Here is a 15,435-nt window from a genome sequence, read left to right on the forward strand (position 1 = left end):
TCCCCGAACCATCAGTCACATCATGTGCACGCGACGCTACACACCGCCACCGACAATCCCGGAGTCACCCAACCCCACCGCTCGCCGATCCCGGCACGAAACAGACGATCGGATGATCCGAAACACATCTCCACCCACATTCGCTCAGCGAATCAGGACAAGCGTTCATACCTTCTTCAGGTTGGCCACGAGGCCTTCCACGAAGTCGGCGTAGCCCTGGTAGCTGTAGGGGGCCTCGGCGCTCCACGGGTAGAGATGCCCGGCCTTGACGGCGGGAAGCTTGGCGAAGGTGGGCTTCTTCATCATCTCGGCGGGCTTGAGCGACTGGGTGCGGGTGTCGTAGAGGATGACGTCGGCGTCGTAGGTGTCGGCGTTCTCCCAGCTCAGCGTCTGGAAGAAGCCGCCCTCGTCGACCTTGGCGGGCGTGACGATGGTCAGGCCGTTCTGGGTGAGGTGCACGATGTCCGGATACTCCGGCGGGTTCACCACCCACATGGCGTCGGGGCCGGCCGAGACCATAAGGATCTTGAGGTCCTTGAACGCGGCCAGCTCCTTGCCGGCCGCCGCCAGCCGGGCCTTGGCCTCCGGCACCCCCTGCAGGTCCGCGCCCAGCGACGTGGCCAGCTCCTCGTACTTGCCGATCACCTCCATGGCGCTGCGCCCGGTGAGCATGATGCCGGCCGTCGGGGCGATCTGCTCGATCGTGGCCTTCGACTTCTCCGGTACGTACCAGAGCGTGCCCTTGATGTACATGCTGCTGACCAGCAGGTCGGGCTGGAGCGCGATGTACTGCTCCACGTTGAACTCGTCCCACACGTTGCCCAGCCCCGTGACCTTGGTGATGTCGACGTTGCCCACCTGGGGGTCCCTGGCGCCGTCCTTGAGCTTGTGCGGGCCGAAGACGCCGACCGGGCGCACGCCGAAGTCCCACAGCGCCGCCGCGGCGCCGACCTGGGCGACCACCCGGGTGGGGCGCTTGGGCAGGCTGAGCTTCTTGTCCCGGTCGTCGGTGAACGTCCACGCGCCAGCCGCGCCCGAGGCGCCCGACGCGCCGGTCGGGGCCGCCTGGGTGGCGGCGCCCTCGCCACCCGCCTGGGTGGCGGCGCCCTCGCCGCCGCAGGCCGCCAGCGTCAGGGCCGCCGCGACGCCCGCCGTGGCCGCGAAAAAGCCCCTGCGAGGCAGTACCGGTCCCGACATGTCCATCTCCTAAGGTTAGGCTTGCCTTGGTTGTGGGGCTTTACCTTAGCCTCGCCTAAATGTGACCGTGACGAAAGGGGTGCGGGTTGCCCGCGGTAAAAGAGCGCCCGGCCGAGGTCGAGCCCGTGGCGTCCCGGGGGCGTCCGGCGGCGCTGGCCGGTGGGCTGGTGGTCGTGTTCGGCGTGCTGGTGCTGGGGGCGATGGCCAGCGTGGCGCTGGGCGCCCGATCGGTGCCGCTGTCCACGGTGCTGGACGCGCTGACCGCCCCCAACGGGTCCGGCGACCACACGGTCATCCGCGAGTTACGCGTCCCGCGGACCCTCCTGGGCATCGGCGTGGGGGCCGCGCTCGGGCTGGCGGGCGCGCTGATGCAGAGCCTGACCCGCAACCCGCTGGCCGATCCGGGCCTGCTCGGCATCAACGAGGGCGCCGCGCTGGGTGTCACCCTCGCGCTCGGGCTGTTCGGGCTCACGGACCCGGCCGTCTACGTGTGGTTCGCCTTCGGCGGCGCCGCCGTGGCCTCCGTCGTCGTCTACGCGCTGGGCTCGGCCGGCCGCTCGGGCGCCGGTCCGGTACGCCTGGCGCTGGCCGGCATCGCCGTCGGCATGGTGTTCACGGCGGTGGCCTCGGCCATCCTGCGCATGGACCCGCAGACGTTCGACCGGATGCGGTTCTGGCTCACCGGCTCGCTGGCCGGGCAGACCTCCGACGTGCTGCTGCGGATCGCGCCCTTCATGGTCGTCGGCCTGGTGGTGGGGCTGCTGCTGGCAAGGCCGCTGAACATGCTGGCGCTCGGCGACGACGCCGGCAAGGCCCTGGGCGTGGCCGTCACCCGTACGCGGGTCCTCACGGCCGTGTCGGTCACGCTGCTCTGCGGCTCCGCCACGGCGGCGGCCGGGCCGCTGTGGTTCGTCGGGCTGGCCGTGCCGCACGCCGTACGCGCGGTGGTGGGCCAGGATCAGCGGTGGGTGCTGCCGTACACGGTGCTGGCCGCTCCGGCGCTGCTGCTGGCGGCGGACGTGGCCGGGCGGCTCATCGCCCGGCCCGGCGAGGTGCAGGTGGGCATCATGTGCGCCGTGGTCGGCGCGCCGATCTTCATCCTGATGGCCAGGCGCAGGAGGCTGGCCGCGCTATGAGCTTCCGCTTCGGTCCCTGGTCCGTACGGCTGGCGCCGCGGGCCCTCGTCGTCGCCCTGGTCCTCGTCCTGGTCGCGTTCGCCGTGACCGTGGCGGCGATCTCGACCGGCGAGTTCACCGTGTCCGTACCCGACGTGCTGACCGCGCTGTTCGGCCAGGGCACGCCCGTCGCCGAGCTGATCGTGAGCAAGCTGCGCGCGCCCCGGGTGGTCACCGGGCTGCTGGTGGGCGCGGCGTTCGGCCTGAGCGGCGCGATCTTCCAGAGCCTGACCAGGAACCCGCTCGGCAGCCCCGACTTCATCGGCTTCACCGCCGGCGCCTCGACGGGCGGCATCCTCGGCGTGATCGCGGGCGGCACGGCGCTGCAGATCGCGGGCGGCGCGCTGGCGGGCTGCGTCGGCACCGCCGTGCTGGTGTACGCGCTGGCCCATCGCGGGGGCGTGCAAGGCTACCGGCTGGTCCTCGTCGGGATCGGCGCGAACGCGCTGCTCCTGTCCGCCAACTCCTACCTGCTGACCAGGGCCAACATCAACGACGCCGCGACCGCGGGCGCGTGGCTCACGGGCAGCCTCAGCGGGCGCGGCTGGGACCACGCGATCCCGGTGGCGGTGGCGCTCGCGGCGCTGCTCCCGGTCTGCGCCGCCGTGTCGCGGCCGATGCGAATGCTGGAGATGGGCGACGACTCGGCGCGGGCCATGGGCATCAGGGTCGAGGCCGTACGGGCCACGGCCATCACCGCGGGCGTGCTGCTGTGCGCGGTCGCCACGGCCGCCGCCGGACCGGTCATCTTCGTCGCCCTGGCGGCTCCGCAGCTGGCCAGGCGGCTGACCCGGTCGCCCGGCGTGACGATGGGCGCCTCGGCGCTCATGGGAGCCGTCCTCCTGACCGGCGCCGATCTGGCCGCCCAGCGCGTACTCGCGCCCACGCAGTTGCCTGTCGGCGTGCTCACGGCCGCGATCGGCGGCGCCTACCTCGCCCTCCTCCTGCGAAAGGACCGCCACTGATGCCCGCGCGAAAGAACCGACGGCCACTGATGCTCGCGCGAAAGGACCGCCACTGATGGCACTCCCCCAGTCCCAGTCCGCCCGGTTGTCGGGCAGCGACCTGACCCTCGCCTACGACCAGCGCGTCGTGGCGGCCGAGCTGGACGTGACGATCCCCGACGAGTCGTTCACCGTGATCATCGGCCCGAACGCCTGCGGCAAGTCCACCCTCCTGCGCGCCCTGGCCAGAATGCTCAAGCCCAGGAAGGGCGCGGTCCACCTCGACGGCAGCGTGATCACCTCACTGCCGTCGAAGGAGGTGGCCAGGCGACTCGGGCTGCTGCCGCAGAGCTCGATCGTGCCCGACGGCATCACCGTGACGGACCTGGTGGCCCGCGGCCGCTACCCGCACCAGAAGCTGATGCGGCAGTGGTCACGCGCGGACGAGACCGCGGTGAGCGAGGCGATGCGCGCCACCGATGTGTCCGAACTGGCCGACCGGATCGTGGACGAGCTGTCCGGCGGCCAGCGGCAGCGCGTGTGGCTGGCGATGGCGCTGGCCCAGGAGACGCCGATCCTGCTGCTCGACGAGCCGACCACGTTCCTGGACATCTCCCACCAGATCGAGGTGCTGGACCTCTGCGCCGACCTGCACGAGGCCGGCCGCACGATGGTGGCGGTCCTGCACGACCTCAACCAGGCGTGCCGCTACGCCACGCACCTCATCGTCATGCGCGACGGCGCCATCGTGGCCGAGGGCGACCCGGCCGGGATCGTCACGCCCGACCTGGTGGCCCAGGTGTTCGACCTGCGCTGCGAGATTATCGAAGATCCACAGTCGGGCACTCCGCTCATCATCCCGGAGGCGCGCCGCCAGGTGAGAACGACGGCCTGATCCACCGGCTCCCCCCTCTCATCCCGCTCTCAGCCCACCAGGGCCCCGACCAGGGCGGTGATCGCGTCGCGGGCGCGCGCCTCGCCGTACTCCTCCCTGAGCACGCCCGCCACCTCCGCGGCGGTGGCCGCCAGCAGCGCGTGGGACAGGACGTCCGCGTCGGACCCCGGGCGCGAGGCCGCCAGCAGGATGGCCGCGTGGCGGTGCCAGAAGCGGTAGGCCCCGATCCGGTAGCGGGCGCCCGGACTGGCCGTCTCGGACATGCGTACCAGGTCGAGGTGGGCGAACACGTAGTCCAGATAGGCGTCGACGAAGGCGGTGAGCCGGTCGCGGGCGGGCGCGCCGGGGCCCAGCGGCGGCGGGCCGGACAGGATGCGTTCCTGCAGCACCCGCTCGCGCTCGTCAAGCAGCGCCACCGCCAGCCCCGATTTATCCCCGAATCTGCGGAACAACGTGCCCTTCCCCACCCCGGCCTCCGTCGCTATCGCATCCATGGAGACCGCTTCGACACCCTTCTCAGCGAACAGTCTGGCCGCGGCGGCAAGGACCTTCTCCCTGTTGCGCGCCGCGTCCGCACGTTCGTTGACCGGGCCCCCGCGAAGCAGTTCCAGTCTCTGTCTTGACGAACCGGACCGCGGTCCGTTAGCTTTCGAGCCATCCACAAACCGGACTGTAGTCCATTTGGACCGGAGGCCACAATGACCATCACCCGCGACGAGCTCCGAGCCGCACTCGGCACGGTCACCGTGCTCGACACGCTCGGCGGCGCTTACTACGAACAGCAGCACCTGCCTGGTGCCATCGCGCTGGTCGAGAGCGAGGTCGTCGAGCGGGCGCCCGCTCTGCTGCCCGACAAGGACGCGCCGATCGTCACCTACTGCTCGAACCCGGCCTGCAACAACAGCAAGGCCGTCGCCCGCCGCCTGACCTCCCTTGGCTACACGAACGTGCGCAGGTACGTCGAGGGGATCGAGGACTGGGTGACGGCGGGCCTGCCGGTGGAGTCCTCGTAGAACATAGTTCTTGGAGCGTGCCAAAGGACGTGGAAGCGGGCGGCGGGCGCGGGTGACCCTCTGGAAGCCACAACTTTCTCAGGGGGAACCATCATGGATCACGCCATCGTGATCGGCGCGAGCATGGCGGGCCTGTTGTCCGCCGCCGCTCTGCACCGCAGGTACGCCAGAGTCACCGTGATCGACCGCGACACACTGCCCTCGGCCGACGCTCATCGCAGGGGCGTCGGCCAGAGCCGTCACGCGCATGGCCTGCTCGCCAGGGGCCGTGAGGTCATGGACGAACTGCTGCCGGGGCTCACCGCCGAGCTCGTCGCGCAGGGCGCGCTCATGGGCGATCTGCAGAGCCGGGCCCGCTGGATCCACAGCGGGCATACACACGCCCGCGCGGAGAGCGGCCTGATCGGGCTGTCGGTCAGCCGCACGCTGCTCGAAGGGCAGATCCGCCGCCGCGTCAGCGCCTTGCCGGGGGTGCGGGTGCTGGACGACCGCCCCGTCACCGATCTGCTCGCCAACCGGGGCCGGGTATGCGGCGTGGGGCTGGCGAGTGGCGACCCGATGCCGGCCGACCTGGTCGTCGACGCCTCGGGGCGCGGCTCGCGTACGCCGTACTGGCTGTCCGAGCTCGGCTACGAGCGGCCCGCCGAGGAGCGGGTGACGATCGACCTGAGGTACGGCACGCGTGAGTTCCGCCGCCGGCCGGACGAGCTCGGCGGCGACCTGGTGCTCGTGGTGGCGCCGACGGCCGAGATCCCGCGCGGCGGGGTGGCGCTGGCGCTGGAGGGCGACCGCTGGATCGTCACCATGGCCGGGTACACCGGCAACGGGCCGGAGCTCCCACTCCGGCAGTTCGCCGCGTTCGCCGAGACGCTGCCCGCCCCTGATCTGCACCAGTTGATCACCGTCGCGGAGCCGATCGGGGAGCCGCGTTCGTACCACACCCCGGCCAGCGTCAGGTATCGCTACGAGCGGCTCTCGCGCTTCCCCGAGGGCCTGCTGGTGGTCGGGGACGCCGTCTGCGCGTTCAACCCGTTCTACGGCCAGGGCATGTCGGTCGCGGCGCTGGAGGCCAAGGCGCTGCTCGACCCGGATCTGCGGCCGCTGCCGTTCTTCAGGCGGATCACCAAGGTGCTCGACGCGCCATGGGACATCGTGGTCGGCGGTGACCTGCGGCTGTCCGGTGTGGAAGGTGAGCTCACGCCGAAGATCCGGATGATCAACGCCTACCTGGGGCGCTTCCACGCGGCGGCGGCACACGATGCGGACCTGGCCAGGCGTTTCCTCCGCGTGTCGAACCTGATGGACGCGCCGCCGTCGCTGATGAGCCTGGGGGCGCTGCTCAAAGTGTTCCGCAACGGCGCACCACGAGCGTTGCCAGCGCTCGTGTGACCTCGCGCAGTTCGCGCAGCTCGACCTGCTCCCTGGGGGCGTGCGCGTACCGTACGTCGCCAGGGCCGTAGTGCAGCGCCGGGATCCCGCCGGCCGCGTAGAGCCGCAGGTCGCTCCCGTACGGCGCGGCCTTCTCCATCGGCCGCGCGCCCGTCGTGTCGGCGATCGCCCCGGTCACCTCCGCCAGCAGCGGGTGTGCCTCGGGCAGCCGCCCGCTGGCGAACTGGCCGCCCGGCCAGGTGATCGCCGGCGGGTGGTCGCGCAGCCACGGGTGCGCGACCGTCAGCACCGCCTCCTCGAACGCGGCCCGCGCCGCCGCCGGGTCCTCGTCGAGCCGGACGCCCATCCGGCCCTCCGCGACGAGCAGGTCGGGCACGCTGCTGGCCCAGTCGCCCGCCCGCACGGTGCCGATCTCGATCGGGTACGGCATCGCGTTCCCGGCGAAGATGGCCGGCACGTCACGGTTGCGCTCGGCCTCCAGTCGCCGGATCGCCTCGAACACCGGCCAGAACACCTCGACCGCGTTGACCCCCTCGTACCGGGTGGCCCCGTGCGCGGCCCGGCCCACCACCTCCAGCCGGAACGTCAGCGCCCCCGCGTTGGCCGTGATGACGGCGCCACTGGTCGGCTCGGTGATGACCGCCGCCTCCGCCGTGTGCCCCCTGGCCAGCGTGGCGAACGCGCCGAGGCCGCCGTCCTCCTCGCTGACCACGCAGTGCACGGCGAGCGGCCGGGCCAGCCGTACCCCGGCCTTCTTGAGCGCGCGGACGACGGCGAGATTGGCCACCAGCCCGGCCTTCATGTCGCAGGCGCCGCGGCCGTGCAGGGTGTCGCCGGTGATCCTGGCGGCGAACGGGTCGTGTCCCGCCCACTGGGCCAGGTCGCCGATGGGCACGACGTCGACGTGACCCTGCAAGGCCAGTGCCGGGGTGCCTTCGCCGCCGGTCACGGCCACCACGCCGTAGCCCTCGGCCCGGGGCGCCTCGGTGCCGGGGAAGCCCGCGCGGCGGCCGAGGTCGTCGAGGTCCAGCTTCCAGACGTCCACGTCCAGATCGGCCTCGGTGAGCACGCGGGCGACGCGGTGCTGCAACTCGGACTCCGCGTCGGTCCCCGTCACGCTGGGCACTCTGACGGTCTCGGCCAGCAGGTTCACGGTGTCGGTGTCGTCGATGGCCTGGAGGACCCTGGCTTCCGCGTCGCGCATGGAGGCCACCATCTCATGACGTGAACCTCTGTGATGATTCGTGGCGATACATGGGAGGAGGTGCGGGTGCGAACTTTGGTGAGCGTTCTGGTGTGGTTGGTGGTGGCTCCGCTCGCGGTGTGGGCGGCGCTGCGGGTGAGTCCGTACGACGGGTTGTGGCCGTGGGTGCCGATCGTGGCGTTCACGCCGTACGCCGCGGCGGCCTCCGTGCTCGCCCTCGCCCTGGCCGGGGCGCTGCGGCGGTGGGTCGCCGGGGCGGTCGCGCTCGTCACCGTGGCGGCCCTGGCGCTGGTCGTACTGCCTCGCTGGTTCGCCGACGGCGAGCCGGTCGCGGGCGGCAGGACGCTGCGGGTGCTGGCGGCCAACCTGATGGTGGGCTCGGCCGACACGGCGGGGCTGATGGACCTGGTCGCCAGGCTCCGGCCGGACGTCCTGACGCTGCAGGAGCTCACCCCCAAGGCCGCGGCGGCCCTGGACCGGGCGGGTCTGCGCAAGGTGTTGCCGCAGGCCGTGGTCCGGGCGCTGCCCGGTGTGGGCGGCTCCGGCGTCTACTCGCGTTATCCGCTCACGGCGGGGCCGGCCATCCAGTTCGGGGCGTTCGGGCAGGCCAGGGCGGTGGTCGCGGAGCCGGGCGGGACGAAGATCGAGGTGGTGTCGGTGCATCCGTGCGCGCCCAAGTACGAGCGACGTACGCCCTGCTGGCAGCAGGGGCTGGTCGCGCTGCCTCGCGGCGGCGGCGCCGCGCGGGTGCTCGCCGGCGACTTCAACGCCACGCTCGACCACGTACCGATGCGCGACCTGCTGGCCGCCGGCTACCGCGACGCGGCGGACGTCACCGGACGGGGCTTCACCGCGACGTACTGGCCCAGCGGCGGGCGGGCTCCCGGTGTGGTGATCGACCATGTGCTGGCCTCCGCCGGGATGGGGGTACGCGCGTTCTCGGTCGAATCGCTGGCGAAGACCGACCATCGGCCCGTCTTCGCCGAGCTCACACTGCCCTGACGTCGCCATTGCCGGTTCGCGGGAGTCCGGATGACCGTAAACTGAGCGCGTGGTAGCACCCAAGTTCGAGATCCAGATGCTCAACGACCGGGTGATGATCCGGCTTGAGCAAGAGACCGAGGAGCGGCGCAGCGGCTCCGGGATCGTCATCCCCGCGACGGTCAAGATGGCCAACCGGCTGGCCTGGGGCGAGGTCTGCGGGGTCGGCTCGAACGTGCGCGCGGTCAAGGTAGGCGACAAAGTGCTGCTCAACCCGGAGGACCAGTTCGAGGTGGAGCTGCACGCGCAGGTCTACCTCGTCATGCGCGAGCGAGACCTGCACGCCGTCGCCACGCAGGAGACCGACCACGGCACCGGCCTCTACCTCTAGCCCCGGTGGAAGGTCAGCCAGAGGTTCGCCTTCCACGTCTGGGACGGGATGTCGGCCAGCACCCGTGTCACCTTGCTCGTCAGGTCGAGCACCGACAGGCGGTAGACGCTCTGGTGGGGCATGACCGCGATGACATGGCTCTCGTCCCACCAGCCGAACAGCATCGGCGGGCTGACGGCCACCCGGCTCGCGATCTTGCCGGTGGCCGGGTTCACCACGCAGAGCTGCTGCGTGAAGCGTGCCGGGCACCACGTGGTCAGGCGGCTGCCCGACGGCGAGTAGGCGTCCTCCGGGCCGGTCGGCGGTCCGACGCCCACGAACGTGCGCAGAGTCGCGCCGTCACTGGCCCGGTAGGTCCGCAGGCCGTCGCCGAACCTGGCGACGAGGTCGCCGCCGGGGCTCCACCCGAAGTCCGCGCCCCCGTCGAGCCCGGCCGGGCGGACCGTGCGCGCGGTGCCCGCCACCACGTCGACGACGGTGAAGCCGACGGTCCGCCAGTTCCCGCCGGCCTTCTGCTCGACGGTGAGCGCCACGCGCTTGCTGTCGCGCGACCATGAGATGTACGAGGCGGCCAGGGGCTTCTTGACCGTACGCACCCGCCTGGTCTGGCCGCTGGCGCGGTCGGTGAGCAGGAGCGAGTCGTAGCCCGCCCGGTAGGACTTCGGGACGCCGGCCACTGTGGCGGCGTCGGGTGAGACCGCCGCCTCCGACAGGGCCGGCTGCCTGGCGAACGCGTTGCCGGTCCTGGTCCTGAGGTAGGTGCTCTTGGTGCCCAGGCCGTAGCTGCTGAGCCGTACGGGATCACCCGCTTTTTCCTGATATTTCACGCTGATGCCGGGAAGGAGCAGTGTGTCCGCCTGAGCGGTCGGGAGCCCGGCCTGAGCGGTCGGGAGCCCGGCCTGGACGGCGGGGAGCACGGCGGTACCGGTGGGTGAGGCCGGAGCGAGCAGGGCGAGCGACACGGCGACGGCGATGTGGGCGATCACGCCCCGCAGAATAGGCACCGGATGGCCCGAATTCCGGCAGCGATAACGACCCGGTCTAGATAACGCGCTGGGCCAGCGCGATCAGATCGATGCCGAGCGTTCTGAGCCCGAAGTAGACGATCACGGCCGCGACGGCCACGGTCACGATGAGCACGATGACGCGGACCGTCCAGCCCTGCCGTTTGTACCATTCGGTCCAGTCGTGCAGCACCCGCTTGCCAAACTCCAGCGCCCGGCGCGCCCAGTGGAACTCGGTGGCCAGCACGGCCAGCCCCGCGAACACGACCAGCCAGCCCGGCCCGGGGAACGGCACCATGATCAGGCCGCCCACCACCATGATCGCGCCGATGGCGCCGATGACGATCTTCAGCGTGAGCGCGCCCGCGCGGGTGGATCGAATGCCGTCCAGCCAGCCGTGGATGCCCGACCGGCGCTCGGGCATGCTGGAACGGTCTGCCGACTCATCCTTGATCGCGTCGGCGTCTCCGGTCTCGGAGTCCTGGATCGGCAACGTACTCCCCCGCACGGTCGATGTGCCCCCCAGGATACGGCCCAGCGGCCCTGAAATAGGCTGCCTTACCAACCCGACAACCCGCCAAATCGACAAACCGCTCAAAACGTAAAATTTCATGCTTTTATAGGCGACTTCGGGCAAAAATCGGTTACCGTCTCCTATGCCCGAGGCCATGCTTCGTACCGTCACCGGTCCCGTACCCGCGACCGCCATCGACGGCGCCGTCCTTCCCCGCGAGCACCTGCGCACCGACATGCGCTGGGCGACCGGCATCGACTCCGACCCCTATCGGTGGCTCGACGAGGACCAGACCGTCACCACCGAACTCCGCGAGGTGCGCCAGTCCGACCACCTCGGCTTGATCATCGATCTTACCTGCCTGGGTATGGGCCGCGACGCCGCCGCCCTGGCCAGGATCGCGATGGGCAGCCGGGTTCCGGTGATCGCCTCGACCGGCCTGTTCGCCGGACCGTTCAGCGGTCCCCGCGACACGGACGTCGAGACGCTCACGAGGCGGCTGATGAGCGAGATCTCCGACGGTCTCGACGACATCGGCGTGTTCCCCGGCGTGATCGGCCAGGCCGGCTGCTGCGGCACCGAACCCAGCCCGGCCGAGGAGCGCGGCCTCATCGCCGCCGCCCGCGCCGCGCTGGCCTCCCGCCTGCCCGTGGCCACGTACGGGCACAACGGGCTGGCCATGCTGGAGATCCTCCTCGCCCAGGGCCTGGCGGGCGACAGGGTGAGCGTGGGCTACGCGGGCAGCGACCCGGCCGTCGCCCGCAAGATCGCCGAGGCCGGTGCGTACGTCAGCCTGGGCTCGCTCAGCCTCGGCACGGACCAGTCGGCCAGGATCGCGCTCGCCCTCATCGAGGACGGCCACGCCGACCGCCTCCTGCTCAGCACCGGCGTGAGCCGGATCGCGCAGGTCAACCGGTACGGCGGGCCCGGATACGCGCACCTCTTCCACACGCTGCTGCCGCGCCTGCGCGAGTCCGGGGTGACCGAGGACACGATCCGCCTCGTCACCCGGGACAACCCACTGCGCTGGCTCACCAGCGGAGCCGCCTGATCTGGACGGCGCTGCAGGTGGCCGACGGCGCTCCAGGCGGAGTCGCTTGACTTGAACCGCGCCCCAGGTGACCGGGGTTGCCAACTGCGCCCCAGGTTGCTGGCCGCACCCCAGGTTGGCGGGCGTGCTCCAGATTGGCGGGCGCTCCAGGTGGCGGCCAGCCGAACCCCCACAAGATCGTCTCGTGGGGGTTCGGGCGGCCCAGCCGCCAACCGGAGGGCCGGAAACTGGCTAGGATTATGGGCTGAGCGAGCCTGGCCAGGTGGGGGGACGGTGACCGAGCACACGCACAGCGGTGACGGCCCGCGCGGGCCGTTCAAGGCGCTGTCCCGCATGGCCCGGCTGGGTGACGTCCCGGTCGTGATCATGCTGGCCTGGGCCGGCTGGCTGGCCGTCCCGTGGTCCTTCAGCGGCCTGGCCCAGGCACGCGCCGCCGCTGCCGCGGCCGCCGCGGAGGCCGAGCCGCCACCGGCCATCTCCACGGGCACGGCAGGAGCCGGCACTTCCACCGATGCCGCACGAGTGGGCACCGCCGCCGACACCGCACGAACCGGCCTACCTGTCGATGCCGTACGAACCGGCACCACCGCCGACGCTGCACGAGCCGGTGTCACCGCCGATGCCGTACGTACCGGCTCGCTGGCGACCGCGACGCCCGCCAGGGCCTGGGGCATCCCGGCGGCCCACAGCCTCGCCCCGGCACACCGCACGGTCCGCGCCCTCCGTGACGACGCCCCCTGCGACGGCGCCCTCCACGCCGACGTCCCCTGTGACGGCGCAGTGGGTGACGCCGCATCGGGTGGCGGGCCCCGGGAGGATGTACTCGCCGCCGAGCGGGCGCGGATCGCCGGGGAGGTGCACGACGCCGCCGGGCATGGGCTGGCGGCCATCGCCCTGCAGGCCGGGCTCGCGCTCGTCACGCTCGACGACGACCCCGAGCAGGCGCGCGCCTCGCTGCTGGCGATCAGGGAGACCAGCACGACGGCGCTCACCCAGCTACGCGCCGCACTCGACCGGCTCGACCCGCGCGACAGCACCCATGACCCGCACGCCGGCGCCAATGACGCGCGGGACGGCGCCCACGACCTGCCGAGCCTCATCGACGGGGTCCGGGCCGCGGGGCTCGCGGTGGACGTGGAGCCCGCCGACCCCGTCGTGCCCGCTCACCTCAGCGCGACCGTCTACGGGGTGGTACGCGAGTCGCTCACCAACGTCCTGCGCCACGCCGGCCCGACACAGGCGCTCGTCCGGCTGTCCAGCGACCCGGCCGGGCTGCTTGTCCTGGAAATCGCCGACCGAGGCGCCCTCCGAAGCACTGGTCCAGCCGCCGGCCGGCTGGGAACGACCGAGGAGCACGGCCGAGCAGGGACGTCCGAGGGCCGGGGACTGGCCGGGATGCGGGCCAGGGTGCTCGCCGCGGGCGGACACTTCACGGCGGGCCCGCGGGACGGCGGCGGCTTCCAGGTCCTCGCCACATTCCCGCAGCAACCCGCACTCCAGACCGGCTCAGCTCGCCACAACACCGCCGACTCCCCGGCAGACCTCACGTGACCCCCGCCTCAGCCGAGGAACCCGAGGAAGCCAAAGAAGCCGAGCAGGGGCCGGTGATCCGGGTGGCCGTCGCCGACGATCAGGCCGTCGTACGGATGGGGCTCAGGGCGTTGCTGGACCGGGAGCCGGGCCTGGAGTGCGTGGGTGAGGCGGCCGACGGCGCGGCGGCGCTCCAGCTCATCCGCCGCACCCGTCCCGACGTACTCCTGCTCGACATCCGCATGCCCGGCATGGACGGCCTGGCGACCCTGCGGGCCATCGCCGGTGACCGCGAGCTGAGCGGCACCAGGATCGTGGTGGTGACCACGTTCGCCGTGGACGAGTACATCTTCGCCGCGCTCCAGGCCGGAGCCAGCGGGTTCCTGCTCAAGGACAGCGCCCCCGACGAGCTGGTCGGCGCGGTCCGGGTGGTGGCCGCGGGCGAGGCGCTGCTGTCGCCCGCGATCACCAGGAAGGTCATCGGCCTGTTCGGCCGCCACGGCACCGAGCCGGTCGAGGGCCTCGACACCCTCACGCCGCGCGAACGCGAACTGGTCGCCTGGGTGGCCACCGGCAGGTCCAACGAGGAGATCGCCAAGGAGTTGGTGATCAGCCCCGACACCGTCCGCACGCACGTCAGCCGGGCCATGGTCAAGCTCCACGCCCGCGACCGCGCCCAACTGGTCGTGTTCGCGATGCGCGCCGGCCTGGCCGTCCCAACGTAACCAGCCGACCTGGCCGTCCCAACGCAGCCAGCCGACCCGGCCGTACCAACGTCGCTATTTCCTGAGGAAGCCCTCGTAGTTGCGCTGCTGGAGCTGCGCCTCGATCTGTTTCACCGTCTCGAGCCCCACACCCACCATGATCAGAATGCTGGTCCCCCCGAACGGGAAGTTCTGCTGGGTGCTCGGATCCCGCAGGATCGCGAACGCGAGCAGCGGCAGCAGCGCCAGCACCCCCAGGTAGACGGCCCCGGGCGCGGTCAGCCGCGACAGCACGTACGCCAGATACCGCGCGGTCGGCGCGCCAGGGCGGATGCCCGGCACGAACCCGCTGTACCGCCGCATGTTGTCGGCCACCTCGACGGGATTGAAGGTGATCGACACGTAGAAGTACGCGAATCCCACGATCAGCAGGAAGAATCCGATCATGTAGAGCGGGTGCGTGCCGGCGGTGATGTTCCGCGACACCCAGCCTCCTACCTCTTCACCGAGGAGTGGAGCAGCGAGCGTCGGCAGGTACAGCAGCGACGTGGCGAAGATGACCGGCACAATGCCCGCCTGATTGACCTTCAGGGGGATGTAGGTGCTGCTCCCGCCGTACATCCGCCGCCCCACCGCCCGCTTGGCGTACTGCACGGGAATGCGCCGCTGCGCCTGCTCGATGAACACCACGGCCGCCACCAGGAACACCCCGGTCACCAGCAGCATGCCGAAGGCGAACGGGCTGAGCACGAAGATGGTCGACATGTACGACGGGAAGAAGGCCACGACCTGGGTGAACATCAGGATCGACATCCCGTTCCCGATCCCCCGGTCGGTCACCAGCTCGCCCAGCCACATCACCATGCTGGTCCCCGCCACCAGGGTGACCACCACCACCGCGACGCCCAGCAGGCTCTCGTCGCGCAGCAGCGGCCGCGCGCACCCGGGCAGCAGTTGCCCGCCGCGCGCCAGCGCGACCACCGTGGTGGCGTTGAGCACGGCCAGCCCGATGGTCAGGTAACGCGTGTACTGGGTGATCTTCGCCTGCCCCGACTGCCCTTCCTTCCTGAGCGTCTCAAGTCGCGGCACGACGACGGTCAGCAGCTGCATCACGATGCTGGCGGTGATGTACGGCATGACGCCCAGCGCGAAGACCGACAGCTTCAGCATCGCGCCGCCGCTGAGCATCTGCACCATGTCGAACAGCCCGCCACGCGCCGTACCCAGGCACTGCTGGACCGCCACGACGTCCACCCCCGGCGCCGGCAGGATCTGCCCCAGCCGGAACAGCCCGATGATGGCCAGCGTGAACAGTAACTTCTTACGGAGATCCGGCACCCGGAACGCCCTGAACAGCACGGTCAGCATGAGCCGAGTCTGTCGGCGCGCCCGTCTCCGGTCGTCCGCCGAGCCGCGTCACCCGCGTACGCAGATCCGCGTACG

The 15,435-nt window shown here is 71.4% G+C and carries 16 protein-coding genes; 10 read left to right on the forward strand and 6 right to left on the reverse strand.

The window, feature by feature from the left end; genetic code table 11:
• Window positions 1-165: 165 nt before the first annotated feature.
• On the reverse strand, window positions 166-1,197 hold the full coding sequence (locus tag AB0B64_RS46465) for an ABC transporter substrate-binding protein (RefSeq protein ID WP_358189367.1): 1,032 nt from the start codon (window positions 1,195-1,197) through the stop codon (window positions 166-168).
• A gap of 86 nt (window positions 1,198-1,283) precedes the next feature.
• Here AB0B64_RS46465 and AB0B64_RS46470 point away from each other — a divergent pair, with 86 nt between their 5' ends.
• Genes AB0B64_RS46470 through AB0B64_RS46480 form a run of 3 tightly spaced genes read left to right on the forward strand, consistent with a single transcriptional unit; the run spans window position 1,284 to window position 4,211 of the window.
• A complete protein-coding gene (locus AB0B64_RS46470) occupies window positions 1,284-2,333 on the forward strand; it encodes an iron chelate uptake ABC transporter family permease subunit (RefSeq protein WP_358189379.1) in 1,050 nt (349 codons plus the stop codon).
• Window positions 2,330-3,337 carry an iron chelate uptake ABC transporter family permease subunit gene (locus tag AB0B64_RS46475; RefSeq protein ID WP_357960039.1) on the forward strand — a complete coding sequence of 336 codons (1,008 nt, stop codon included), beginning with the start codon at window positions 2,330-2,332 and terminating at the stop codon, window positions 3,335-3,337. The genes AB0B64_RS46470 and AB0B64_RS46475 overlap by 4 nt, the downstream gene beginning before the upstream one ends.
• Window positions 3,338-3,392: 55 nt before the next feature.
• Window positions 3,393-4,211 carry an ABC transporter ATP-binding protein gene (locus tag AB0B64_RS46480; RefSeq protein WP_358189402.1) on the forward strand — a complete coding sequence of 273 codons (819 nt, stop codon included), beginning with the start codon at window positions 3,393-3,395 and terminating at the stop codon, window positions 4,209-4,211.
• Between the two features lie 29 nt (window positions 4,212-4,240).
• Here the strand turns inward: AB0B64_RS46480 and AB0B64_RS46485 are convergent, their stop codons facing one another.
• Window positions 4,241-4,873: a helix-turn-helix domain-containing protein gene (locus tag AB0B64_RS46485; RefSeq protein ID WP_357960034.1), complete on the reverse strand. Its 633-nt coding sequence runs from the start codon at window positions 4,871-4,873 to the stop codon at window positions 4,241-4,243.
• Between the two features lie 36 nt (window positions 4,874-4,909).
• Between AB0B64_RS46485 and AB0B64_RS46490 the strand changes: the two genes are divergently transcribed.
• Window positions 4,910-5,224 carry a rhodanese-like domain-containing protein gene (locus tag AB0B64_RS46490; RefSeq protein ID WP_357960031.1) on the forward strand — a complete coding sequence of 105 codons (315 nt, stop codon included), beginning with the start codon at window positions 4,910-4,912 and terminating at the stop codon, window positions 5,222-5,224.
• A 93-nt stretch (window positions 5,225-5,317) separates the two neighbouring features.
• Entirely contained in the window at window positions 5,318-6,613 is a 1,296-nt protein-coding gene (locus tag AB0B64_RS46495; RefSeq protein WP_358189433.1) for an NAD(P)-binding protein, read from the forward strand.
• On the opposite strand, the gene AB0B64_RS46500 is transcribed toward AB0B64_RS46495, so the two are convergent.
• The gene (locus AB0B64_RS46500; protein WP_358189445.1) at window positions 6,564-7,817 is read right to left on the reverse strand and encodes an ArgE/DapE family deacylase; all 1,254 of its coding nucleotides are present in this window, start codon (window positions 7,815-7,817) and stop codon (window positions 6,564-6,566) included. The two genes, AB0B64_RS46495 and AB0B64_RS46500, sit on opposite strands and share 50 nt — an antisense overlap.
• 66 nt (window positions 7,818-7,883) lie before the next feature.
• Between AB0B64_RS46500 and AB0B64_RS46505 the strand changes: the two genes are divergently transcribed.
• Both AB0B64_RS46505 and AB0B64_RS46510 read left to right on the forward strand, forming a co-directional pair.
• Window positions 7,884-8,819, forward strand: a complete 936-nt coding sequence (locus AB0B64_RS46505; protein WP_358189457.1) for an endonuclease/exonuclease/phosphatase family protein — start codon at window positions 7,884-7,886, stop codon at window positions 8,817-8,819.
• Window positions 8,820-8,868: 49 nt separating this feature from the next.
• Complete coding sequence (locus AB0B64_RS46510) at window positions 8,869-9,189, forward strand: co-chaperone GroES (protein WP_219533268.1); 321 nt, start codon at window positions 8,869-8,871, stop codon at window positions 9,187-9,189.
• On the opposite strand, the gene AB0B64_RS46515 is transcribed toward AB0B64_RS46510, so the two are convergent.
• Window positions 9,186-10,175 (reverse strand): hypothetical protein, encoded by a 990-nt coding sequence (locus tag AB0B64_RS46515; RefSeq protein ID WP_358189470.1) that lies wholly within the window; start codon window positions 10,173-10,175, stop codon window positions 9,186-9,188. The two genes, AB0B64_RS46510 and AB0B64_RS46515, sit on opposite strands and share 4 nt — an antisense overlap.
• Window positions 10,176-10,230: 55 nt before the next feature.
• Entirely contained in the window at window positions 10,231-10,686 is a 456-nt protein-coding gene (locus AB0B64_RS46520; RefSeq protein ID WP_358189478.1) for a TIGR02611 family protein, read from the reverse strand.
• Window positions 10,687-10,861: 175 nt separating this feature from the next.
• Here AB0B64_RS46520 and AB0B64_RS46525 point away from each other — a divergent pair, with 175 nt between their 5' ends.
• The 3 genes from AB0B64_RS46525 to AB0B64_RS46535 all read left to right on the forward strand — a co-directional run bounded on the left by AB0B64_RS46525 (window position 10,862) and on the right by AB0B64_RS46535 (window position 14,013).
• On the forward strand, window positions 10,862-11,758 hold the full coding sequence (locus AB0B64_RS46525) for an aryldialkylphosphatase (RefSeq protein WP_357960014.1): 897 nt from the start codon (window positions 10,862-10,864) through the stop codon (window positions 11,756-11,758).
• A gap of 273 nt (window positions 11,759-12,031) precedes the next feature.
• Window positions 12,032-13,309, forward strand: coding sequence for a histidine kinase (locus AB0B64_RS46530; protein ID WP_358189493.1), 1,278 nt, complete (start codon window positions 12,032-12,034; stop codon window positions 13,307-13,309).
• Complete coding sequence (locus tag AB0B64_RS46535) at window positions 13,306-14,013, forward strand: response regulator transcription factor (RefSeq protein WP_357960008.1); 708 nt, start codon at window positions 13,306-13,308, stop codon at window positions 14,011-14,013. Before AB0B64_RS46530 ends, AB0B64_RS46535 begins: the two co-directional genes overlap by 4 nt.
• A 54-nt stretch (window positions 14,014-14,067) precedes the next feature.
• Here AB0B64_RS46535 and secY read toward each other — a convergent pair whose 3' ends face one another.
• Entirely contained in the window at window positions 14,068-15,360 is a 1,293-nt protein-coding gene (secY, locus tag AB0B64_RS46540; protein ID WP_358189511.1) for a preprotein translocase subunit SecY, read from the reverse strand.
• Window positions 15,361-15,435: the final 75 nt, after the last annotated feature.

Origin of the sequence: Nonomuraea sp. NPDC049129, from assembly GCF_040648495.1 — a bacterium.
In the GTDB taxonomy this organism is placed as follows: Bacteria; Actinomycetota; Actinomycetes; order Streptosporangiales; family Streptosporangiaceae; genus Nonomuraea.

What these genes read in the sequence shown, in the direction of transcription:
- AB0B64_RS46465 (WP_358189367.1), bottom strand. Translation starts at nt 1,197, where the DNA reads ATGTCGGGACCGGTACTGCCTCGCAGGGGCTTTTTCGCGGCCACGGCG.
- AB0B64_RS46475 (WP_357960039.1), top strand. Translation starts at nt 2,330, where the DNA reads ATGAGCTTCCGCTTCGGTCCCTGGTCCGTACGGCTGGCGCCGCGGGCC.
- AB0B64_RS46480 (WP_358189402.1), top strand. Translation starts at nt 3,393, where the DNA reads ATGGCACTCCCCCAGTCCCAGTCCGCCCGGTTGTCGGGCAGCGACCTG.
- AB0B64_RS46490 (WP_357960031.1), top strand. Translation starts at nt 4,910, where the DNA reads ATGACCATCACCCGCGACGAGCTCCGAGCCGCACTCGGCACGGTCACC.
- AB0B64_RS46495 (WP_358189433.1), top strand. Translation starts at nt 5,318, where the DNA reads ATGGATCACGCCATCGTGATCGGCGCGAGCATGGCGGGCCTGTTGTCC.
- AB0B64_RS46500 (WP_358189445.1), bottom strand. Translation starts at nt 7,817, where the DNA reads ATGCGCGACGCGGAAGCCAGGGTCCTCCAGGCCATCGACGACACCGAC.
- AB0B64_RS46525 (WP_357960014.1), top strand. Translation starts at nt 10,862, where the DNA reads ATGCTTCGTACCGTCACCGGTCCCGTACCCGCGACCGCCATCGACGGC.
- secY (WP_358189511.1), bottom strand. Translation starts at nt 15,360, where the DNA reads ATGCTGACCGTGCTGTTCAGGGCGTTCCGGGTGCCGGATCTCCGTAAG.